This is a genomic window from Rhodoplanes sp., assembly GCF_013377085.1.
Taxonomy (GTDB): domain Bacteria; phylum Pseudomonadota; class Alphaproteobacteria; order Rhizobiales; family Xanthobacteraceae; genus Rhodoplanes.
Window position 1 is genome coordinate 1 of record NZ_JACAAX010000070.1, and the last position, 19036, is coordinate 19036.

Annotated in this window: 18 protein-coding genes; 7 read left to right on the forward strand and 11 right to left on the reverse strand. The window is 70.0% G+C overall.

The features are described 5' to 3' along the window. Positions 1-50 precede the first annotated feature (50 nt). Complete coding sequence (locus HXX10_RS28010; RefSeq protein WP_296526655.1) at positions 51-749, reverse strand: DUF1013 domain-containing protein; 699 nt, start codon at positions 747-749, stop codon at positions 51-53. A gap of 174 nt (positions 750-923) precedes the next feature. Here HXX10_RS28010 and ispH point away from each other — a divergent pair, with 174 nt between their 5' ends. The 3 genes from ispH to rnhA are packed head-to-tail and all read left to right on the forward strand — an operon-like array spanning position 924 to position 3470. Beyond that, a complete protein-coding gene (gene ispH / locus HXX10_RS28015) occupies positions 924-1940 on the forward strand; it encodes a 4-hydroxy-3-methylbut-2-enyl diphosphate reductase (protein WP_296526656.1) in 1017 nt (338 codons plus the stop codon). 30 nt (positions 1941-1970) lie between these two features. Next, positions 1971-2942: a homoserine kinase gene (locus tag HXX10_RS28020; protein WP_296526657.1), complete on the forward strand. Its 972-nt coding sequence runs from the start codon at positions 1971-1973 to the stop codon at positions 2940-2942. A gap of 39 nt (positions 2943-2981) precedes the next feature. Further along, on the forward strand, positions 2982-3470 hold the full coding sequence (gene rnhA / locus HXX10_RS28025; RefSeq protein ID WP_296526659.1) for a ribonuclease HI: 489 nt from the start codon (positions 2982-2984) through the stop codon (positions 3468-3470). 213 nt (positions 3471-3683) lie between these two features. On the opposite strand, the gene HXX10_RS28030 is transcribed toward rnhA, so the two are convergent. Beyond that, a complete protein-coding gene (locus tag HXX10_RS28030) occupies positions 3684-4169 on the reverse strand; it encodes a peroxiredoxin (RefSeq protein WP_296526661.1) in 486 nt (161 codons plus the stop codon). 206 nt (positions 4170-4375) lie between these two features. Further along, entirely contained in the window at positions 4376-5248 is an 873-nt protein-coding gene (locus HXX10_RS28035) for a protein-disulfide reductase DsbD domain-containing protein (protein ID WP_296526663.1), read from the reverse strand. Positions 5249-5423: 175 nt separating this feature from the next. Between HXX10_RS28035 and HXX10_RS28040 the strand changes: the two genes are divergently transcribed. Continuing rightward, a complete protein-coding gene (locus HXX10_RS28040; protein WP_296526665.1) occupies positions 5424-6044 on the forward strand; it encodes a YqgE/AlgH family protein in 621 nt (206 codons plus the stop codon). A gap of 214 nt (positions 6045-6258) precedes the next feature. On the opposite strand, the gene HXX10_RS28045 is transcribed toward HXX10_RS28040, so the two are convergent. Together HXX10_RS28045 and HXX10_RS28050 are read right to left on the reverse strand one after the other, a co-directional pair. After that, the gene (locus tag HXX10_RS28045; RefSeq protein ID WP_296526681.1) at positions 6259-9090 is read right to left on the reverse strand and encodes an EAL domain-containing protein; all 2832 of its coding nucleotides are present in this window, start codon (positions 9088-9090) and stop codon (positions 6259-6261) included. Positions 9091-9222: 132 nt separating this feature from the next. Then, a complete protein-coding gene (locus tag HXX10_RS28050) occupies positions 9223-10221 on the reverse strand; it encodes an NAD(P)H-quinone oxidoreductase (protein ID WP_296526667.1) in 999 nt (332 codons plus the stop codon). Between the two features lie 208 nt (positions 10222-10429). Here HXX10_RS28050 and HXX10_RS28055 point away from each other — a divergent pair, with 208 nt between their 5' ends. Both HXX10_RS28055 and HXX10_RS28060 read left to right on the forward strand, forming a co-directional pair. Further along, complete coding sequence (locus HXX10_RS28055; RefSeq protein ID WP_296526669.1) at positions 10430-10624, forward strand: DUF1192 domain-containing protein; 195 nt, start codon at positions 10430-10432, stop codon at positions 10622-10624. A 456-nt stretch (positions 10625-11080) separates the two neighbouring features. Then, complete coding sequence (locus HXX10_RS28060; RefSeq protein ID WP_296526670.1) at positions 11081-11602, forward strand: DUF1465 family protein; 522 nt, start codon at positions 11081-11083, stop codon at positions 11600-11602. Positions 11603-11865: 263 nt separating this feature from the next. Here the strand turns inward: HXX10_RS28060 and rpmE are convergent, their stop codons facing one another. Continuing rightward, positions 11866-12090, reverse strand: coding sequence for a 50S ribosomal protein L31 (gene rpmE, locus HXX10_RS28065; protein WP_296526671.1), 225 nt, complete (start codon positions 12088-12090; stop codon positions 11866-11868). A gap of 317 nt (positions 12091-12407) precedes the next feature. Between rpmE and HXX10_RS28070 the strand changes: the two genes are divergently transcribed. Then, entirely contained in the window at positions 12408-14243 is a 1836-nt protein-coding gene (locus HXX10_RS28070; protein ID WP_296526672.1) for an ABC transporter transmembrane domain-containing protein, read from the forward strand. A 166-nt stretch (positions 14244-14409) separates the two neighbouring features. Here HXX10_RS28070 and HXX10_RS28075 read toward each other — a convergent pair whose 3' ends face one another. From HXX10_RS28075 to HXX10_RS28095, 5 genes are all read right to left on the reverse strand, one after another. Continuing rightward, entirely contained in the window at positions 14410-14901 is a 492-nt protein-coding gene (locus HXX10_RS28075; protein WP_296526673.1) for a GNAT family N-acetyltransferase, read from the reverse strand. After that, positions 14898-15929, reverse strand: a complete 1032-nt coding sequence (locus tag HXX10_RS28080; protein WP_296526674.1) for a peptidoglycan -binding protein — start codon at positions 15927-15929, stop codon at positions 14898-14900. Before HXX10_RS28080 ends, HXX10_RS28075 begins: the two co-directional genes overlap by 4 nt. Positions 15930-15933: 4 nt before the next feature. Continuing rightward, entirely contained in the window at positions 15934-16944 is a 1011-nt protein-coding gene (locus tag HXX10_RS28085) for a flagellar motor protein MotA (protein ID WP_296526676.1), read from the reverse strand. A gap of 127 nt (positions 16945-17071) precedes the next feature. Further along, complete coding sequence (locus tag HXX10_RS28090; RefSeq protein WP_296526677.1) at positions 17072-17869, reverse strand: inositol monophosphatase family protein; 798 nt, start codon at positions 17867-17869, stop codon at positions 17072-17074. A gap of 240 nt (positions 17870-18109) precedes the next feature. After that, positions 18110-19036, reverse strand: a 927-nt coding sequence (locus tag HXX10_RS28095) for a tetratricopeptide repeat protein (protein WP_296526679.1), incomplete at its 5' end; no start/stop codon positions are given.

A 19036-nucleotide genomic window follows, 5' to 3' on the forward strand; every position in this document is an offset into this window, starting at 1 on the left:
CCATTGGTGGTCAGACATCATAAATCCGAGCTGATCACCCGGAAACCGTATCAGTCCTCTTCGTCCGGCTTGCTGCCGCCGATCTGCTTGAGCTTGGCGAACACCGCCTCGACGTTGAGCTCCTCGGCCGGCGCCCCGCTCTCCTCGTCGGCCGCCTCGGCGCCTGGGCCGGTGGTGACCTCGGCGGGCAGCAGGGTGACGCCCGTTTCGACCTCGACCGGCTTTTCCTTGGCGGCGCGGCTGACCTCCATGTCGAGGTCGATCTGCGAGCACAGGCCGAGCGTGACCGGGTCGAGCGGCGTCAGGCTCGCCGAGTTCCAATGGGTGCGGTCGCGGATCGCCTTGATGGTCGTCTTGGTGGTGCCGACCAGGCGCATCACCTGGCTGTCCTTCAGCTCGGGGTGGTTGCGCACCAGCCAGAGGATGGCGTTCGGTCGGTCCTGCCGGCGCGACACCGGGGTGTAGCGGGGGCCCCGCTTGCGCTTGGCCTCCGGCACCCGCACCTTCGACTCCGCCAGACGCAACCGCAGGTTGGCGTCCTTCTCCGCGTGCGCGATCTCCTCGCGACTGAGCTGGCCGGTGACGATCGGATCGAGGCCCTTGATGCCCTGGGCGGCGTCGCCGTCGGCGATCGCCTTCACCTCGAGCGGGTGCAGCTTGCAAAAATCGGCGATCTGATCGAACGACAGCGCCGTGTTCTCCACCAACCAGACGGCGGTGGCCTTCGGCATGAGCGGCTGGGTGGACATGGCCAATACTCCTCTGCGGCCTCGCCCGCCCCCCGGAGGCGAAGCCCTTGTCATTCGAGAAATGACGGAAATCGTCCCTTATATAGTCGAGACGCCCGTGCAGAAGCAACCCGCCTGGACCCCTGCTTGACAGGGCTCCGGGGGGAGGCCAAACCGACCCGACGAGGAGACCTCATGACGAGCCAAGGACCCGCCATGCCGTCCGCCGGTGCCGCTGAAAAACCGCCACTTGAGGTGCTGCTGTGCTCGCCGCGCGGCTTCTGCGCCGGTGTGGTGCGGGCGGTCGACACGGTGGAGCGTGCGCTCGCGCTGTACGGCCCGCCCGTCTATGTCCGCCATGAGATCGTCCACAACCGCTACGTGGTCGAGAGCCTCAAGGCCAAGGGCGCGATCTTCGTCGAGGAGCTCGACGAGATCCCCGACACCGGCGCGCCGGTGGTGTTCTCGGCCCATGGCGTGCCGAAGTCGGTGCCCGAGAGCGCCGCCAAGCGGAATTTCTTCGCGCTCGACGCGACCTGCCCGCTGGTCTCCAAGGTGCACCGCGAGGCGGAGATCCATCACAAGCGCGGCCGCGAGATCCTGCTGATCGGCCATGCCGGCCACCCCGAGGTGGAAGGCACCATGGGCCAGCTTCCGCCTGGCGCCATCACACTGGTCGAGACCGTCGAGGACGTGGCGAAGCTGACGCCGCGCGACCCCAGTCAGCTCGCCTATGTGACGCAGACGACGCTGTCGATCGACGACTGCACGGCCATCATCGCGGCGCTGCAGGCGCGCTTCCCGCAGATCACGGCGCCCCACAAGGAAGACATCTGCTACGCCACCACCAACCGCCAGGAGGCGGTGAAGAGCGTGGCGCCGCGGGTCGACGCGCTGATCGTGGTGGGCTCGCCGAACTCGTCGAACTCCAAGCGCCTGCAGGAGGTGGCCGAGCGCAATGGCTGCCCGCATGCGCAGCTCGTCGATCGCGCCGACGGGATCGACTGGTCGAAGCTCGGCGGCATCCGCCGGCTCGGCCTCACGGCCGGCGCCTCGGCGCCCGAGGTGATCGTCGAGGAGATCATCGACGCCTTCGCGGCGCGCTTCGCCGTCACGGTGGAGACGGTGTCGGGCGCCACCGAGAGCATGTTCTTTCCGCTGCCGCGGCAGCTCAGGGAGCTCGACAAGGCCCCCGACACGGCCGCCGAGTAGCGGTCGCGCACGGGGCCTTCTGGGGGTGGGATGGCCGTCTACACGGACGTCACGGCCGACGAGCTGCAGGCGTTTCTCGGTGACTACGATCTCGGCGACCTCCTGTCCTACAAAGGGATCGCGGAGGGGGTGGAGAACTCGAACTTCCTCCTGCACACGACCGGCGGTCATTTCATCCTGACGCTCTACGAGAAGCGGGTCGCCGCCGGCGACCTGCCGTTCTTCATCGGCCTGATGGAGCATCTCGCGGCGCGCCGGCTCACCTGTCCACAGCCGGTGAAGACGCGGGCCGGCACGGCGCTCGGCCGGCTCGCCGGGCGGCCGGCCGCGATCGTCACGTTCCTCGACGGCATGTGGGTGCGGCGGCCGACGGTCGGCCATTGCCACGCGCTCGGCGGCGCGCTCGCGGCGCTGCATCTCGCCGGCCTGGACTTCTCCATGCAGCGGCGCAATGCGCTCTCGGTCGACGGCTGGCGGCCGCTGTTCGAGACGGCGCGCGACCGTGCCGGCGAGGTGGCGCCCGGGCTCGCCGAGACGATCGAGACGTCGCTCGCGGCCCTCGAGGCGGACTGGCCGGCGGAGCTGCCGCACGGCGTCATCCATGCGGATCTGTTCCCCGACAACGTGTTCTTCCTCGACACCCGCGTGTCGGGCCTGATCGACTTCTACTTCGCCTGCACGGACACGCTCGCCTACGACGTGGCGATCTGCCTCAACGCCTGGTGCTTCGAGCCGGACCACGCCTACAACGTCACCAAGGGGCGGGCGCTGCTCGACGGCTACGCGGCCGTGCGGACGCTTTCGGCGCCGGAGCGCAAGGCCTTTCCGGTGCTGTGCCGCGGCGCCGCGATGCGCTTCCTGCTGACCCGGCTGGTCGACTGGTTCGCGGTGCCGGCGGGGGCGCTGGTGAAGCCGAAGGATCCGATCGAGTATTATCGCAAGCTGCGCTTCCACCAGACCATCCGGGGTGGACGCGACTACGGCATCGACGCGCTGTGCTGAGCCGCCGCGTGGGACCAGGACCATCGTGAGAGCGGCGACGTGACCAGCAGCGAAGGCACCGGCGCGGCCGGCAAGCGGGTGGTGATCCACACCGACGGCGCCTGCTCGGGCAATCCGGGCCCGGGCGGATGGGGCGCCATCCTCGAATGGGACGGCCGCGTGCGCGAGCTGAAAGGCTCCGAGCCGCATACCACCAACAACCGCATGGAGCTGATGGCCGCCATCGTCGCGCTGGAGACGCTGAAGCGGCCCTGCGACGTCGACATCCACACCGACAGCCAGTATCTGCGCCAGGGCATCATGACCTGGATCAAGGGCTGGAAGCGCAACGGCTGGAAGACGGCCGACAAGAAGCCGGTGAAGAACGTCGATCTGTGGCAGCGGCTCGACGAGGCGATCGTCCACCACCACGTGCACTGGCACTGGGTGCGCGGCCATGCCGGCCACGATCTCAACGAGCGCGCCGACGCGCTCGCCCGCGAGGCCATCGCCGAGATGCGCGCCGCCGAGCGGGTCGAGCGGGAGTGAGGGACGGACTTCCTGACAGCGCGAGCGAATAGAAGAGGCTCACGGCTCCTGCGTTCTCTCCCCCCTTGTGGGGGAGGGACAGGGAGGGGGGGGACGCCGCTGGCCGCATGTCGTTTGGCTCACCCCCCTCTCCACCTCTCCCCCACAAGGGGGGAGAGAGCAGGTTGCGGCGAGCGGCAATCTCTTCGAGTCGAGTCGTGGACGTAATCGCGCCTACATCCCCGCCAGAAGCGCGCCGGCGCTGGTCAGCTCGGCCTTGCCGGCCTCCGGCTCGACCGTGAGCTTCTTCACCACGCCGTCCTCGACCAGCATGGCATAGCGCTTGGAGCGCAGGCCGAGGCCGCCGGCGCTGATGTCGAGCGTCATGTCGACCGCCTTGGCGAAGTCGCCATTGCCATCGGCCAGGAACTCGATCTTGCCCTCGGCGCCGCTCGCCTTCATCCACGCATTCATCACGAAGGCGTCGTTGACGGACGTCACCGCGATGGTGTCGACGCCCTTCGCCTTGATGGCGTCGGCATGCTCGAGGAAGCCGGGCAGGTGATTGTTGGAGCAGGTCGGCGTGAAGGCGCCCGGCACCGCGAACAGCACCACGGTCTTGCCCTTGAACACCTCGTCGGTGGTCGTCCAGGCCGGCCCCGCCGCCGTGATGACGCGGAACTTGGCCTCGGGGATGCGGTCGCCGACCTGAATGGGCATGGGTGTCTCTCGCTTTCGGTTGAGGGTGTCGTCCTGCCGGCCGGGGCCGGCGGCCGAAGAGTCCGGCGGGCCGGACTGTAGAGCTTTTTTCGTCGCAGGGGATCGGCCGCCCGGACCCGTACACCGTGAATTGAAACAGGATTGCGACGGGTTCGGCCGCGGGGGCTCGCCGGGTCGACCGAATACGCGGCCTCCGCCGCACCGGATCACCGATCGAGCGTGATCTGCACCTCGATGGCGGCATCGCCGGCGACCGCCGTCAGCGTCACAGTTGCACCGCGCGGGTCGACGTCGGGTGGCGCCCCGTCGACCACGAAGGCGAACAGACGAGTGCCGTCGGGCCCGGCACCGGCCGGCTCCGGCACCGGCAGGGCCCAGGCCTCGGTCGGTCCCTCGGCGAACAGATCCGGCACGGTGCCGGGCGGCGCCGCCACCGTGACCACGATGCGTGGCTTCGGCCAGGCGCCCTCGACCCGGACGGCCCGGATCGCCAACGGCCCGGCCTCGCCGAGCGCGGCGCGTCTCGGCACGCGGGCGAGCGCGGCGGCGACGTCGTTCCCGGCCGCTGCCTCCCCGCCGCTGCCGGCCGGCAGCGTCAGGCTGGTGCTGGCGGTGGCCGGCACGCACAGCCTCTCGCAGATCGCGTAGTCGAGCGAGAGCGCCAGCGTCGCCGGTCGCGACGGATCGTCCCGCTCCACCCGCACCGGGAACATCACGCGGCCCGAATAGCCGATCGCCGTGCCGCCGCCGTCCTCGAAGCGCATCGGGGCCGGCCAGCCCACGGTCGCGGCCCGCACGTTCACCGAGCCGGTGAAGTCGAATCGCGGCGGCACGCCGGAATCACCGGGATACCGCCAATAGGTCTTCCAGCCGTCCGCCAGCCGAATCTCGACCCCCGCGGCGAGGAGCGGGGCGCCGCCCACGGGCGTTCCGCCGACGAGGCGCACCATGGCGCGGCGGTCGCCCGTCCAGGCCGAGGCGGCCTCGCCGCCGGCGAACGCTCCGGCCGCGGTTGCAACCGCGGCCGTCGCCGCCAGCAGGAGCGTGGAGGCATGGCGCCGCAATGTCGGTCCATTCATTCGTCGGTCTCGGTTCGGGCCTAACGTCGGTCGCGCGGCGCGCGGTTCGGCTCTATGGTCGGTGTCCGGCGAACCGGATCGCGAATCGGACGGCGCCGGGCGGTGGTTTGGCCGCGGGCGGCCTCGCCGCGACGTGCGTTGCCCAACCCGAGCCGCTCGGAGTAATCTTGCCGAGATGAAAGCTGCACGGAAGACCTCGCCCGATCACGAGCCCAAACGGGGCTATCTCGACGGACAGATGCTGATCGCGATGCCGAGCATGCGCGACGAGCGTTTCGCCCGCAGCCTGATCTATGTGTGCGCCCACTCCTCGGAAGGGGCGATGGGCATCATCGTCAACCAGCCGGCGCCGAACATCAATTTCTCGGACCTGCTGGTGCAGCTCGAGGTCATCCCGGCGTCCGACCTGATCATCCTGCCACCGCGGGCCGGCACCGTGAAGGTGCTGCGCGGCGGGCCGGTCGAGACCGGGCGTGGCTTCGTGCTTCACTCGGCCGATTTCTTCATCGAGAACTCCACCCTGCCGATCGACGACGGCATCTGTCTGACGGCGACGCTGGACATTTTGAAGGCGATCGCCCGCGGCGACGGCCCGCTCAGCGCCGTGCTGGCGCTCGGCTATGCCGGCTGGGCGCCCGGCCAGCTCGAGACCGAGATCCAGTCGAACGGCTGGCTGCACTGCACGGCCGACCCGGACCTCGTCTTCGGCGCCGACACCGACATCAAGTACGAACGCGCCCTGAAGAAGATCGGCATCCATCTCGGCATGCTGTCGAGCGAGTCCGGCCACGCGTGAGCGTGGCGCACCCCCTCGGCTCTCGATCTCTGATCGCCACGATGACGCGTTTTCACCTCTCCCCGCGCGCGGGGAGAGGTCGACGTTCGCACGCTTGCGTGCGGACGTCGGGTGAGGGGGCGTCGCGGCCGGAGCCGCAGCGCCGCTGCCCCCGACCCTCTCCCCGCACGCGGGGAGAGGGAGAGCACGCGCTTTGCCGGATTGATTCGAATTGTCACCGCGTCGCCAGCGCGAGGCGGTCGCCGACCAGAAGCTCGCGGGCGGCCTCGGCCGGCATCGCCTCGCCGAACACGAAGCCCTGCACGTATTCGCAGCCGAGCTGGTAGAGCTCGACGGCGTCCGAGTCGGTCTCGGCGCCCTCCGCCACCACCTCCATGCCGAGATCGTGGGCGAGCCCGATGATCGAGCGCAGGATCACGGGCCGCGTGCCCTTCGATGTGGTGCGCACGAACGACTTGTCGATCTTGATGGTGTCGAACGGGAAGCGCTGCAGATAGGCCAGCGAGGAGTGGCCGGTGCCGAAGTCGTCGAGTGCCAGCCCGGCGCCGAGCTCCTTGATGCGGTGCAGGATCTTGGCGGCGAGCTCGGGGTTCTCCATCACCAGCGATTCGGTCATCTCGAGCTTGAGGCTGCCGCGCGACAGGCCCGAGCGCGCCATCACGGTGCGCAGGTCGTTGATCAGGTCGTGGCGCAGGAGCTGGCGCGACGACACGTTGACGCTGGCGAACAGCGGCACCCTGGTCGGCACGGCGCGCTGCCAGATGGCGAGCTGGCGGGCGGTGCGCTCCAGCGCGAAAAGGCCGAGATCGACGATCAGGCCGATCTCCTCGGCGATCGAGATGAACTCGGACGGCGACAGTCGCCCCATCTTGGGGTGGTCCCAGCGCGCCAGCGCCTCGAAGCCGGCGACCGAGCGATCCTCCAGCCGCACGATCGGCTGGTACAGGATGGTGATCTCCTCGCGTTCCAGCGCGCGGCGCAGCTCGGACTCGAGCGTCAGCCGATCGGTCTTGCGGGCCCGCATCGCCGGCTTGAAGATCTCGATGCGGTCGCCGCCGATCCTTTTCCCGTGATACATCGCCAGCTCGGCGTCCTTCAGCACCTCGTCGGGGCGCTGCGGCTGGCCGTCATAGAGCGCGATGCCGAGCGAGCCGGTGAGGATGATCTCGCGGTCGTTGAAGGTGATCGGTGCGTTGATGGTCTTGCGCATCGTCTCGGCGAAGGCGATGACGCGACCCGACTCCTTCTCGGACAGGAGGATCAGGCCGAACTGGTCGCCGCCGAGGCGGGCCAGCGTGTCCTGCGGCTTGAGCAGGCGGCCGAGCCGGCGGGCGAGCGTCAACAGGATCGAGTCGCCGGCCGCCATGCCGACCGAGTCGTTGACCTGCTTGAAACGGTCGAGGTCGATCACCATCACGGTCGGCTTGATGGCGGGGTCGGCCTTGGCGAAGGCGAACACGCCCAGCAGCCGGTCGAGGAAGAGCTGGCGGTTGGGCAGGCCGGTGAGGTTGTCGTGCACGGCGTCGTGCATCAACCGCTCCTCGGCGGTCTTGAACTCGGTGACGTCGGTGAGGGTGCCGACGAGGCGCACTACCTCGCCGTCCGAGCCGACGACGGGCCGGGCCTTCATGGTGAACCACAGATAGTGGCCGTCCGATGTGCGCATGCGGAAGTCTTGCACCAGGCGGCCGCGGCGCTGCTCCAGCGCGCTGTCGAGCGTGGCGCGGAAGCGGTCGCGGTCGAGCGGATGCAGCACCTCGAGCCAGTGGGCCGCCGGCCCGTCCAGCGTGCCGCGCTTGAGGCCGAGCACCTGCTCGGTCTCCGGGCTGGTGAACACCTTGTCGGCGCCGACGTCCCAGTCCCAGATCAGGTCGCCGCTGCCCGTGAGGGCGAGCGCGCGGCGCTCGACGTCGGAGACGATCCCCTGCGTGACGCCGCCCGCGAAGGCGTGCTGCATCACCGTGAAGCCGATCAGCATGACGATCAGCACCAGGCCGCCGAGCAGCGCCGGGCCGACGATGTCGTTGGTCACCATGGCCGTGACCGTCATGCCGGCGGCGAGCACCCAGACGACCAGCAGGAACCAGGTCGGGATCAGCAGCACGGCGCGGTCGAAGCCGTGAACCGAGAGATAGACGACCAGTCCGAACCCGAGGGTCGCGACCAGCAGGAGCGACAGCCGCGCCACCCCGGAGGCGATGGCGGGATCCCACAGCGCCACGGCGATCAGCGCGGCCAGCACGGCGAGCCAGCCGATGGTGACGTGGGCGTAGCGCACATGCCAGCGGCTGAGATTGAGATAGGCGAACAGGAACACGACCAGGGTCGCGGCCAGGATCGCCTCGCCGCAGGCGCGCCACACCCGCTCGGCCCCGGCCGACATGTCGAACACCTTGCCCCAGAAGCCGAAGTCGACGCCGATATAGATCAGCACGGCCCAGGCCAGCGCCGCCGCCGCCGGGAACATCACGCTGCCCTTGACGACGAACAGGATGGTGAGGAACAGCGCCAAGAGGCCGGCGATGCCGATCACCATGCCGTGGTAGAGCGTGAAGCTGTTGACCTTGTCCTTGTAGGCCTCCGGCTCCCACAGATAGATCTGCGGCAACCGGTTGGTGCGCAGCTCGAGCACGAAGGTGACGACGGCACCGGGATCGAGGGTGACGCGGAAGATGTCCGCCGTGGCGCTGTCCTGGCGGTCGGGCCGGTCGCCGGCGCTCGGCGTCACGGTGACGACCCGCGACAGGCCGAGATCGGGCCACAGCAGGCCGGAGCCGACCATCTGGTAGTGCGGCACCACGATCAGCCGGTCGAACTGCTCGTCGCTGGTGTTGGCGAGCGCCAGGATCGCCCAGTTGTTGCCGCCCTCGCGGGCCCGCACCTCGATGCGGCGGACGATGCCGTCCGGGCCCGGTGCGGTCGACACCTGGAGGCGGTCGCCGTCGGTCTGCTGGCGCTCGACCGCCTCGGTGAGGTCGATGGCGGGCACGTCGGGGCGCACGCTGACGGCCTGCACGGCCACGGCCGGCGACGCCGCGACCAGCATGGCGAGCGCGGCGACGGCAGCCGAGATCAGCGCGGCGCAGAGACCCCGAAGCAAGCCCGATCCTCCAGACCTGATCCCGCCGGCCGGTCGAGCCCTGGCGGAGCGTTGCGGCGACAGAACGAAACTCCGACCCTACACCGCCAGCACGATCTTGCCGATATGCTCGCTCGATTCCATTCGGGCATGAGCGGCGGGCGCCTCGGCGAATGGGAATGTCCGGTCCATCACCGGCCGCACCCGGGCGGAGGCGAGCAGCGGCCACACGGCGTGCTCGGCGGCGAGCACGATCGCGGCCTTGTCGGCGATCGAGCGCGACCGCAGGGTCGAGCCGGTGTGATGCAGGCGCTTGAGCATGATGCGGCGGAAGTCCACGGTCGCCTTGGGCGAGCCCTGGAAGGCGATCTGGACGATGCGGCCTTCGACCGCCGCGGCCTCGTAGTTCCGCTCGATATAGTCGCCGCCGACCATGTCGAGGATCACGGCGGCGCCGGCGCCGTCGGTCGCGGCCTTGGTGGCCGCGACGAAATCCTGCTCCCGGTAGTTCACCGCGACGTCGGCGCCGAGCCGCAGGCAGGCTTCGCATTTCCCGGCCGAGCCGGCCGTGACGACGATCCGCGCGCCGAACGCCTTGGCGAGCTGGATCGCCATGGTGCCGATGCCCGACGAGCCGCCGTGCACCAGCGCGGTCTCGCCCGCCTTCAGGCCGCCGCGCTCGAACAGATTGTGCCAGACCGTGAACAAGGTCTCCGGCACGGCCGCGGCCTCGGTTGCCGCCATATTGGGGGGCACCGGCAGCGCATGGCTCTCGTGCGCGACGCAGTATTCGGCGTAGCCGCCGCCCGAGACCAGCGCCATCACCCGGTCGCCCTCGGCCCAGCGGGTGACGCCAGGCCCGATCGCCGCCACCTGGCCGGCGATCTCCAGGCCCGGAATGTCCGAGGCGCCGGGCGGCGGCGGATAGAGGCCCTTGCGCTGCATCACGTCCGGGCGGTTCACGCCGGCGGCCTCGACCCGCACCAGGATCTCGCCGGGGCCGGGCATCGGAACCGGGCGCTCCTCCGGACACAAAACCTCGGGTCCACCCGGCGTGCGGATGGCAATGGCCGTCATGCGGGCAGGCAGTGCACTCATGGGAACAACGTCACCGGTAAGGGGGATCCTGTCGGGCCGGCGGGCGCTTGCAAGGCAGGCGATCCTCGGCGCATGGTCGCGGCGCCGGACGTCGAGGATCGGCGGAACGGCGCGGGCCGACACTAGAGCATTTCCCCGCGGCGTGGGAACCGGGTAATGCAGCCCTCGGCCGCGCGGACCCGGAGATCGGAGCCGGAGAGGAGACCAGATGGCGATCGCGGACGAGGACGACCGACCCAAGCGAAAAATCTCCCATGACATCGGCCAGGAGCTCGCCCTCCTGTCGGTCGCCGAGCTGGAGGAGCGCATCGCCCTGCTGCGCGAGGAGATCGTTCGGCTGGAGGAGGCGCGCGACCGCAAGCAGGCGTCGCGCTCGGCCGCCGACCAGTTTTTCAAGAGGTGAGAAGCGGGCGAGTAGCGAGTAGCGAGTAGCGAGTAGCAAATGGCGAGTAGCGAATAGCGAATAGAATCAGCGAGATCCCCCACTCGCTATTCGCTATTCGCTATTCGCCCCCTGCACCGACTGCCGGGCGGATCTGCGCCGGGCGAGCCCGCGGTAAGAGGCCGTTAAGCTTTCCGGATTATTACTGGACTCGTCCACCTCGTGGACATCGAGTGGCTCCTGTCCACTCTGTTTGACGCCTCCCTGTTGACACTTTAGGGCCGCCTTCGTGGCGGCCCCTTTTTTATCGCCGGGCAGCCATACCGGGCGGAACCGGCTAAGTGCCGAGCCCGATTCACCTTCACGGCCCTGCCGCGCGGCGGAAACTATGTCGCGAAAACTTGGCGCGTAGACGGACCGCGCCGGCTGGACTCTGGCGGCCCCCCCGCGCCATAGTCCGCGCCAACAGGGGTGCTCATGTCCGACAATTCGCCGATCGTGGCGAGCCCGGTGTCCTTTGGGGCGAGGCTCGCATCCTCCCAAGCCTTCGTGGCCTTGTTCAGCGACGGCATGAAGCTGGTCGAGGAGACCGCCGCCTATCTGGACGGGCCCGGCCGGCAGGAGTCCAAGCGTCTGGAACGCGCCGCGGCGCTGTCCTACGCGACGGAGAGCATGCGGCTGACCACGCGCCTGATGCAGCTCGCCTCCTGGCTGCTGTTGCACCGCGCCGTCAACGAGGGCGAGATGTCCCTCGACCAGGCCAACCGCGAGAAGACCAAGGTCAAGCTCGGCATGACGGATCCGGCCGATGCCGACGTGCTGAAGCTGCTGCCGGAGAAGCTCGTCGAGCTGATCGACCGCTCGCTCAAGCTGCAGGACCAGGTGCGCCGGCTCGACGCCACCATCCACGCCCCGGTGCTCGAGGACGTCCCCACCAACAATCCCCTCGAGCGCCAGATCGGCCTCCTGAAGGCCGCCTTCGAGCGCGACGGCGAGTGAGGCGCACTCGGCGTCGTTGCCGGGCCTGACCCGGCGATCCATCTTTCTGCGAACAAATCGCTTTTTCGAAGCGTGAGGGATGCGCGGGCTCGAGCCCGCGCATGACGGCGTTTTGGCTGTCTGACGCGGCGTGACGCGCCCGCGCCCCGGATTGACGGCTGCGCAAACGCCGAAAGGCCGGGCGAGCCCGGCCTGAAGCCTGTCTGCGATGGGTGAGTGCCGTGAGGGCGGGGCCGGACGGACCGGCCTGCGCCAGGTCCGGCTTACTTCAGGCCGAGGCCCGAGAACTTCTTCTGGAAGCGCGACACGCGACCGCCGCGGTCGAGGAGCTGCTGCGAGCCACCCGTCCACGCCGGATGCGACTTCGGGTCGATGTCGAGCCGAATCGTGTCGCCAGCCTGTCCCCAGGTGGTTCGGGTGTTGAACTCGGTGCCGTCGGTCATCACGACCTTGACGGTATGGTACTGGGGATGAATGTCGGGCTTCATCGCACGATCCTGCGGTCGTCGGGTTGTTCGAAGGTTGCGGGTCTATAGCGCAGCGGTCCGGCCGAGACAAGCCCGCGGCCCGCGGGGCTGGCCGGCCCGGTCCCGTCGCCCGGTCCGGATCGGGCGCCGACCACGCTCCGGCGTGCGGCATGGTGGCGAGCCCGTACGCCTATATTCCAGGCCTCGGTCACGTTCCGCCGATTGTCATGGCTTCCGGCGCGAGTCATTGTCCGGCGCCCGCGGGCGCCGGCGCCTCCCGGCGCGGCCCGCGGCACCGTGCAATGCAAGACACAGTGTGACGTCGAGCGGGATCACCCATGAATCTTGACAGCGGCGGACGCGGGCTCGCCTCCAGCGCGGCCCAATCCGGCCAGGCGCCGGCGGACAACCGGCGCAACATCAGGCCGCTGCTCGCGGTGGTGCCCTATGTGCTGCGCTACAAGGGCCGCGCCGTCGCCGCTCTGATCTCGCTGGTGGTGGCGTCGCTCGCCACCCTGGTGCTGCCGGTCGCGGTCCGCCGCATGATCGATTTCGGCTTCACCGAGGACTATGCCGGCCTGATCCACCAGTACTTCGCCGTGCTGATCGTGCTGGCCGCCGTGCTCGCCGGGGCGAGCGCGATGCGCTACTACCTCGTCACCACGCTCGGCGAGCTGATCGTCACCGATCTGCGCGCGCGCGTCTTCGCCCATCTCACCTCGCTGTCGGCGGCGTTCTTCGACAGCTCCAAGAGCGGCGAGCTGATCTCGCGGCTCACCGCCGACACCACCCAGCTCAAGTCCGCGGTCGGCGCCTCGGTGTCGATCACGCTGCGCAACCTGATGCTGTTCTTCGGCTCGACCACCATGATGGTGGTGACGAGCCCGCGGCTGTCGATGGTCGTGCTCTCCGCCATTCCGGTGATCGTGCTGCCGCTGGTCGGCTTCGGCCGCATCGTGCGGCGCCGCTCGCGCGAGGCGCAGGACACGCTGGGCGAGGCCTCCGGCTATGCGGCCGAGCTGATCGGCGCGATCCGCACCCTGCAGGCCTTCACCAACGAGGTGATGGCGACCAATCGCTTCGGCGCCGCCGTCGACCGCGCCTGCCGGGCCGCGATCGCCTCGACCCAGGCGCGCGCCTTGCTGACCGGCGTCGCCATCTTCCTGGTGTTCTCCAGCGTCGTGCTCATCCTCTGGATCGGCGCCCAGGACGTGTTCGAGCAGCGCATCACGGCCGGCCGGCTCAGCCAATTCGTGCTCTATGCGGTGTTCGCGGCCGGCGCGCTCGGCGAGCTGTCGCAGGTGTGGGGCGAGATCTCGCAGGCGGCCGGCGCCGCCGAGCGGCTCACCGAGCTGTTGGCGATCGAGCCCGCCATCAAGGCGCCGGCAAATCCGGTGGCGCTGCCGGCGAAGCCGCGCGGCGAGGTGGCGTTCGAGGGCGTCCGCTTCGCCTATCCGACCCGCCGCGAGACCGCGGCGCTCGACGACGTCTCGTTCCGGATACAGCCCGGCGAGAAGGTGGCGATCGTCGGCCCCTCGGGCGCCGGCAAGAGCACGGTGTTCCACCTGCTGCTGCGCTTCTACGACCCCGACGCCGGCGCCGTGACGTTCGACGGCGTGCGGCTGGTCGATGCCGATCCGCACGCCGTGCGCTCGCGCATCGCGCTGGTGCCGCAGGACGCCGCCGTGTTCGCCGCGAGCGTCGCCGAGAACATCCGCTTCGGCCGCCCCGGCGCGACCGATGCCGACGTCGCCCGCGCCGCCGAGCTCGCCGCCGCCTCCGAGTTCGTCGCCCGGCTGCCGCACGGCATGGAGACGCAGGTCGGCGAGCGCGGCGTGCTCTTGTCCGGCGGCGAGCGCCAGCGCCTCGCCATCGCCCGCGCCATCCTGCGCGAGGCGCCGCTGCTGCTGCTCGACGAGGCGACCTCGGCGCTCGACGCCGAGAACGAGATTTTGGTGAAGACCGCGCTCGCCCGCCTGATGCAGGGCCGTACCACGCTGGTGATCGCCCACCGGCTGGCCACGGTCCTGTCCTGCGATCGGATTTTGGTGGTCGACCAGGGCCGCATCGTCGAGGAGGGCACGCACGACACGCTGGTGGCGAAGGGCGGCCTCTATGCCCGGCTCGCCCGCCTGCAGTTCGAGACGGCGCCCGAGCCGGTCCCGGTGGTGTGACTTGAATCGCTGCTGATCAGCTCGCTGTCATTCCGGGGTGCGGACCGCAGGTCCGCGAGCCCGGAATCCATACACCCTGCGCCGGTGGCTCACGACGGACAGGGGCTATGGGTCCCGGGCTCGGCGCTGCGCGCCGCCCCGGGACGACTGAAGCAGCAACCGCGGCTCACGGTCGCCAGCACATCATGAAGACGGGCGATTGCGAGCGCGGATTGACGTCCTCGCCGCCGATGGAAAAGCCCTGCCGCTCGTAGAAGCGGATCGCCCGCGCATTGTCCTTGTTGACGTGCAGGGCGATGCCGGTCGGCGCCGCGCGCTTGGCCTCGTCGAGCAACTGCGTCGCCACCGGCGTGCCCCACGCCTCGGGCGCCACCACGATCTGGTCGAGATAGCCGCTGTCGTCGATGGTGACGAAGCCCAGGATCACGGCGTTCAGCTCGGCCACCACGACCGAGGCCATCGGCACCAGCTCGGTGCGCCAGCGCTCGCGCCACCAGGCGACGCGCGCCGCAAAGTCGTGGGCCGGATAGGTGGCCTGCCAGGTCCGCCGCCACAGCTCGATGACGGCGTCCTCGTCGTCGCGCTCGTAGGACCGCACGATCGGGATGGAGAGGGGCACCACGAGGTCGGAATCGGAATCGGAATCGGTCGTCGTCATCGCTCGGTCAGCTTCAGCTCGAGGCGGCGGTTGCGCTGGAACGCCTCCTCGGTACGGTCGGGGTCGAGCGGCTGGTACTCGCCGAACCCGGCTGCAACAAGGCGCTGCGGCGGGATGCCCTTGCCGACCAGGTACTGCACCACCGAGATGGCGCGCGCCGCCGACAGCGCCCAGTTGCTCGGGAATTGCGGGCTGGCGATCGGCCGGATGTCGGTGTGGCCGTCGACCCGCAGCACCCACGGGATCTCGGCCGGGATCTGCTTCTCGAGATCGACGAGCGCGCCGGCGAGCTTGTCGAGCTCGCTGCGTCCCTCCGGCCGCAGCGCCGCCTGGCCGGTGTCGAAGAACACCTCCGCCTGGAAGACGAAGCGGTCGCCGACGACGCGCACGTCCGGCCGGTTGCCCAGGATGGCGCGCAGGCGGCCGAAGAAGTCGGAGCGGTAGCGCGACAGCTCCTGCACGCGCTGCGCCAGCGCCACGTTCAGGCGCTGGCCCAGATCGGCGATGCGGGACTGGGCGTCCTTGTCCTTCTTGTCGGAGGCGTCGAGCGCCGCTTCGAGCGCGCCGAGCTGGCGGCGCAGCGCGGCGATCTGCTGGTTCAAGAGCTCGACCTGGGCGATCGCCCGCGCGGTCGCCCGCTTCTCGCTGTCGAGCGCGCCGGAGAGCTCCGAGATGCGGCCCTGCGCGGTGCCGAGCTGGTCCGATGCGCCCGGCCCGGGGGCGCCGGCGCGCAGCCGGTCGCGCTCGCTCTCGGCGCCCGCGAGGCTCGCGGTCAGCCGGGCGATGTCGTCCTCGAGACTGGCCTTGCCGGTCTTCTCCAGCGACAGGAGTTCGGTGAGCTGGGAGATCTGCGCGGTCAGGCGCTGCAGCGCCGTGTCCTTGCCGGCCATCTCCTGGGACAGGAAGAACTGCACCACCACGAACACGGTGAGCAGGAAGATGATGCCGAGCAGCAGGGTCGAGAGCGCATCGACGAAGCCGGGCCAGTAGTCGACCCCGCGGTCTCGTCGGAAGCGGGACAGCGCCATGAGCTCAGGTCTTCTCGTACTGGCGGGCCAGCACCTGCAGCAGCTTCTGCACCTCGGCCTGCTGGTCGGCCTGGGCCTCGACCCAGTCGCGGATGATCTGCTGCTCCTGGCGCATGTGCTGCACCAGGCCCTGGATACCCTCGGCGAGATTCGCCATCGCGTGGGTCGCGGCCTTGCCGGCGCTGGCCTCGGCGATGGCGTCCTGCAGCCGGTCCATCGCGGCCCGCATCTCGTTGCCCATGGCGGCCTGGGCCGGGGCGCCGGCGCCGGCGGCCGGCGCGGCGGCGCCGAGCTCGCGCACCGTGGTGGCGAGCCAATCCTCCAGCTCGGTGTAGAAGCGGTTCTGCGCCTGGCCGGCCTGCAGGTCGAGGAAGCCGAGCACCAGCGAGCCGGCCAGCCCGAACAGCGACGATGAGAACGAGATGCCCATGCCGCCCAAGGGCGCGGCGAGGCCCTCCTTGAGGGCGTCCAGCATGGCGGAGGCGTCGCCGCCGATCTTCAGGCCCTCGATCACCTTGCCGACCGAGCCGACCGTCTCGATCAGGCCCCAGAAGGTGCCGAGCAGGCCGAGAAAGACCAGCAGGCCCGTCATGTAGCGGGCGGTGTCGCGCGCCTCGTCGAGCCGCATGGCGATCGAATCGAGGATCGAGCGCATGGTCTGGGCGGACAGCGCCATGCTGCCACCCGTGCGCTCGCCCAGAATCGCCGCCATCGGGGCCAGCATGGTCGGTGGGCGCTCGACCGCCAGGCCCGGATCGGCGAGCCGGAAGCCGTTGACCCAGGCGACCTCGGGAAACAGCCGCACCACCTGGCGGAAGGCCAGGATGATGCCGATCAGCAGCACTCCGACGATCAGGCCGTTGAGGCCCGGATTGGCCAGGAAGGCGGCCCAGATCTGGCGGTGCAGGACGACCACCACGAGGGCGCCCAGCACGAGAAAGACCAGCATCCGGAACAGGTAGATGCGGGGCGATGACACCTTGAACGGGTCGAGGTCGCGCGCGGGCTTGGCCATGGTGATTCTGCCGGACTCGGTTCGATCCCAATATGGCACAGGCGCGCCGGGATTTTAACGCGCCGCATCATGATCGCACCGGGCCGTCCGCCGGGATTCTTCGCCCGACGCGGCGCAGAGCCGCCGCTCAGGTCTTCCCGGCGGTCTTCAGGAGGCCGATGATCTCCCGGTGCATGGTCTCGTTGCCGCAGACGATGCTCTTCGAGGTCAGCATGGCGTCGCGGCCGTCGCAGTCGGTGACATAGCCGCCGGCCTCGCGAATCATCAGGATTCCGGCCGCCATGTCCCAGGGCGACAGGTCGCGCTCCCAGAAGGCGTCGAAGCGGCCGGCCGCCACCCAGCCGAGGTCGAGCGCCGCGGCGCCGAACCGGCGCAGCCCCGCCACCTTCTCCTGCACCAGGGCGAACTCCTTGCGGAACACCGCGAGATCGCCGCGGCCGTAATGCGGCAGTCCGCAGCAGATCACCGCGTCGGCGAGGCGCTGGCGCCCGGCCACCCGGATGCGCTGGTCGTTGAGGAAGGCGCCCTTGCCGCGCTCGGCGATGAACAGCTCCTCGTTGGCCGGGTTGTAGATCACGCCCGCCACGATCGTGCCCTCGCGCTCCAGCGCGATCGAGATGGCGAATTGCGGGATGCCGTGGAGGAAATTGGTGGTGCCGTCGAGCGGGTCGACGATCCAGGTGTGGGAGGGGTCGTCGCCCGCCTGCAGGCCGCCTTCCTCACCCAGAAAGCCGTAGCCCGGCCGCGCCTTGGCCAGCTCCGCCTTGAGCGTCTCCTCGGCCTTGCGGTCGGCCGCCGTGACGAAGTTGGCCGGCCCCTTGAGAGACACCTGCAGGTGCTCCACCTCGCCGAAATCGCGCTTGAGCGTGCGTCCGGCCTTGCGGGCGGCGGCCACCATGACGTTGAGCAGTGCGGAGCGGAGCATGTTTTTCGATCAGTAGGTCAGAGGAGCGGGCAGGGAGGCTCGAAGCCGAGAGGCAGCCCCGCGGTCATTCCGGGGCGCCGCACAGCGGCGAACCCGGAATCCAGCCACCGGCACGACAGGTGTCGCTGGATTCCGGGTTCGCGGGCTGCCGCCCGCGCCCCGGAATGACCGGTGAGCCGGTCACGGCCGCGGTCTTACACGCTGCCGGGCCGGTGATCCAGCGCGGGGGGTAATGCCCCCTCACGAGCGCGAGGAGCGGATCATCTCCAGCCAGCCCTGGGCGGCCTTTTCGGCGGCCTGGCGGATCTCGGGGCTCTGCTTCTGGGCGAACTCTTCCATGTAGGGGTCGCCGGCGCCGCCCGCCTTGGCGACCAGGTGCCATTTGATCGCCTCCACCGGATCGGCCGGCAGGCCGCGGCCGGCGGAGAGCATGCGGGCGAGCCGGTTCTGGGCGATGGCGCTGCCGCGCAGCGTCGCCTTGCGGAACCACACCGCGGCGCGGGCCTCGTCCTTGGCCGTGCCGGTGCCGTTGAACAGCGCGATGGCGTACTCCACCTGGGCGTCGACGATGCCGGCCGTGGCGGCGCGCTCCATCTGGCGGGTCGATTCGGCGAGGTCCTGCGGCACGCCGCGGCCCTCCTTGTGGAGCACCGCGAGCGCGTACTGGGCCTCGGCGCTGCCGCCCGCCGCGGCGGTGCGAAACAGCTCGGCGGCGCGGTCGTAGTCCTGCGGGAAGAGCTGGCCCTCGACATAGAACAGGCCGAGATCGTAGGCCGCGGCGGGATGGCCGAGCTTGGCGGCGGCGGCGAGCAGGCGGGCCGCCTCGCCCATGTCCTTCGTCCCGGCGCGGCCGCCGAGCCGGAACATGGCGAGCGCGAACATGGCGTCGCGGTCGCCGCGGCCGGCAGCGATCCCGTACCACTCGGCCGCCTTCTGGTCGTCCTGGTTGACGCCGAACCCGTTCGCGTAGAGTTCGCCCAGCAGCGTCATGGCGCGGACGTCGTGGCTCGCCTCGACCCGCTTTGTCGCCTCGTGGAAGGCGGTGAGGAAATAGCCGCGCTGATAGGCCCCATAGGCGAGGTCGGGCGCTGCCGCACCGGGGCGCCCGGTGGCCGCCGGGGCCGGGGGCGGGCTGCCGGCGGCCGGCTTTGCGGGCGCGCCCGCGGC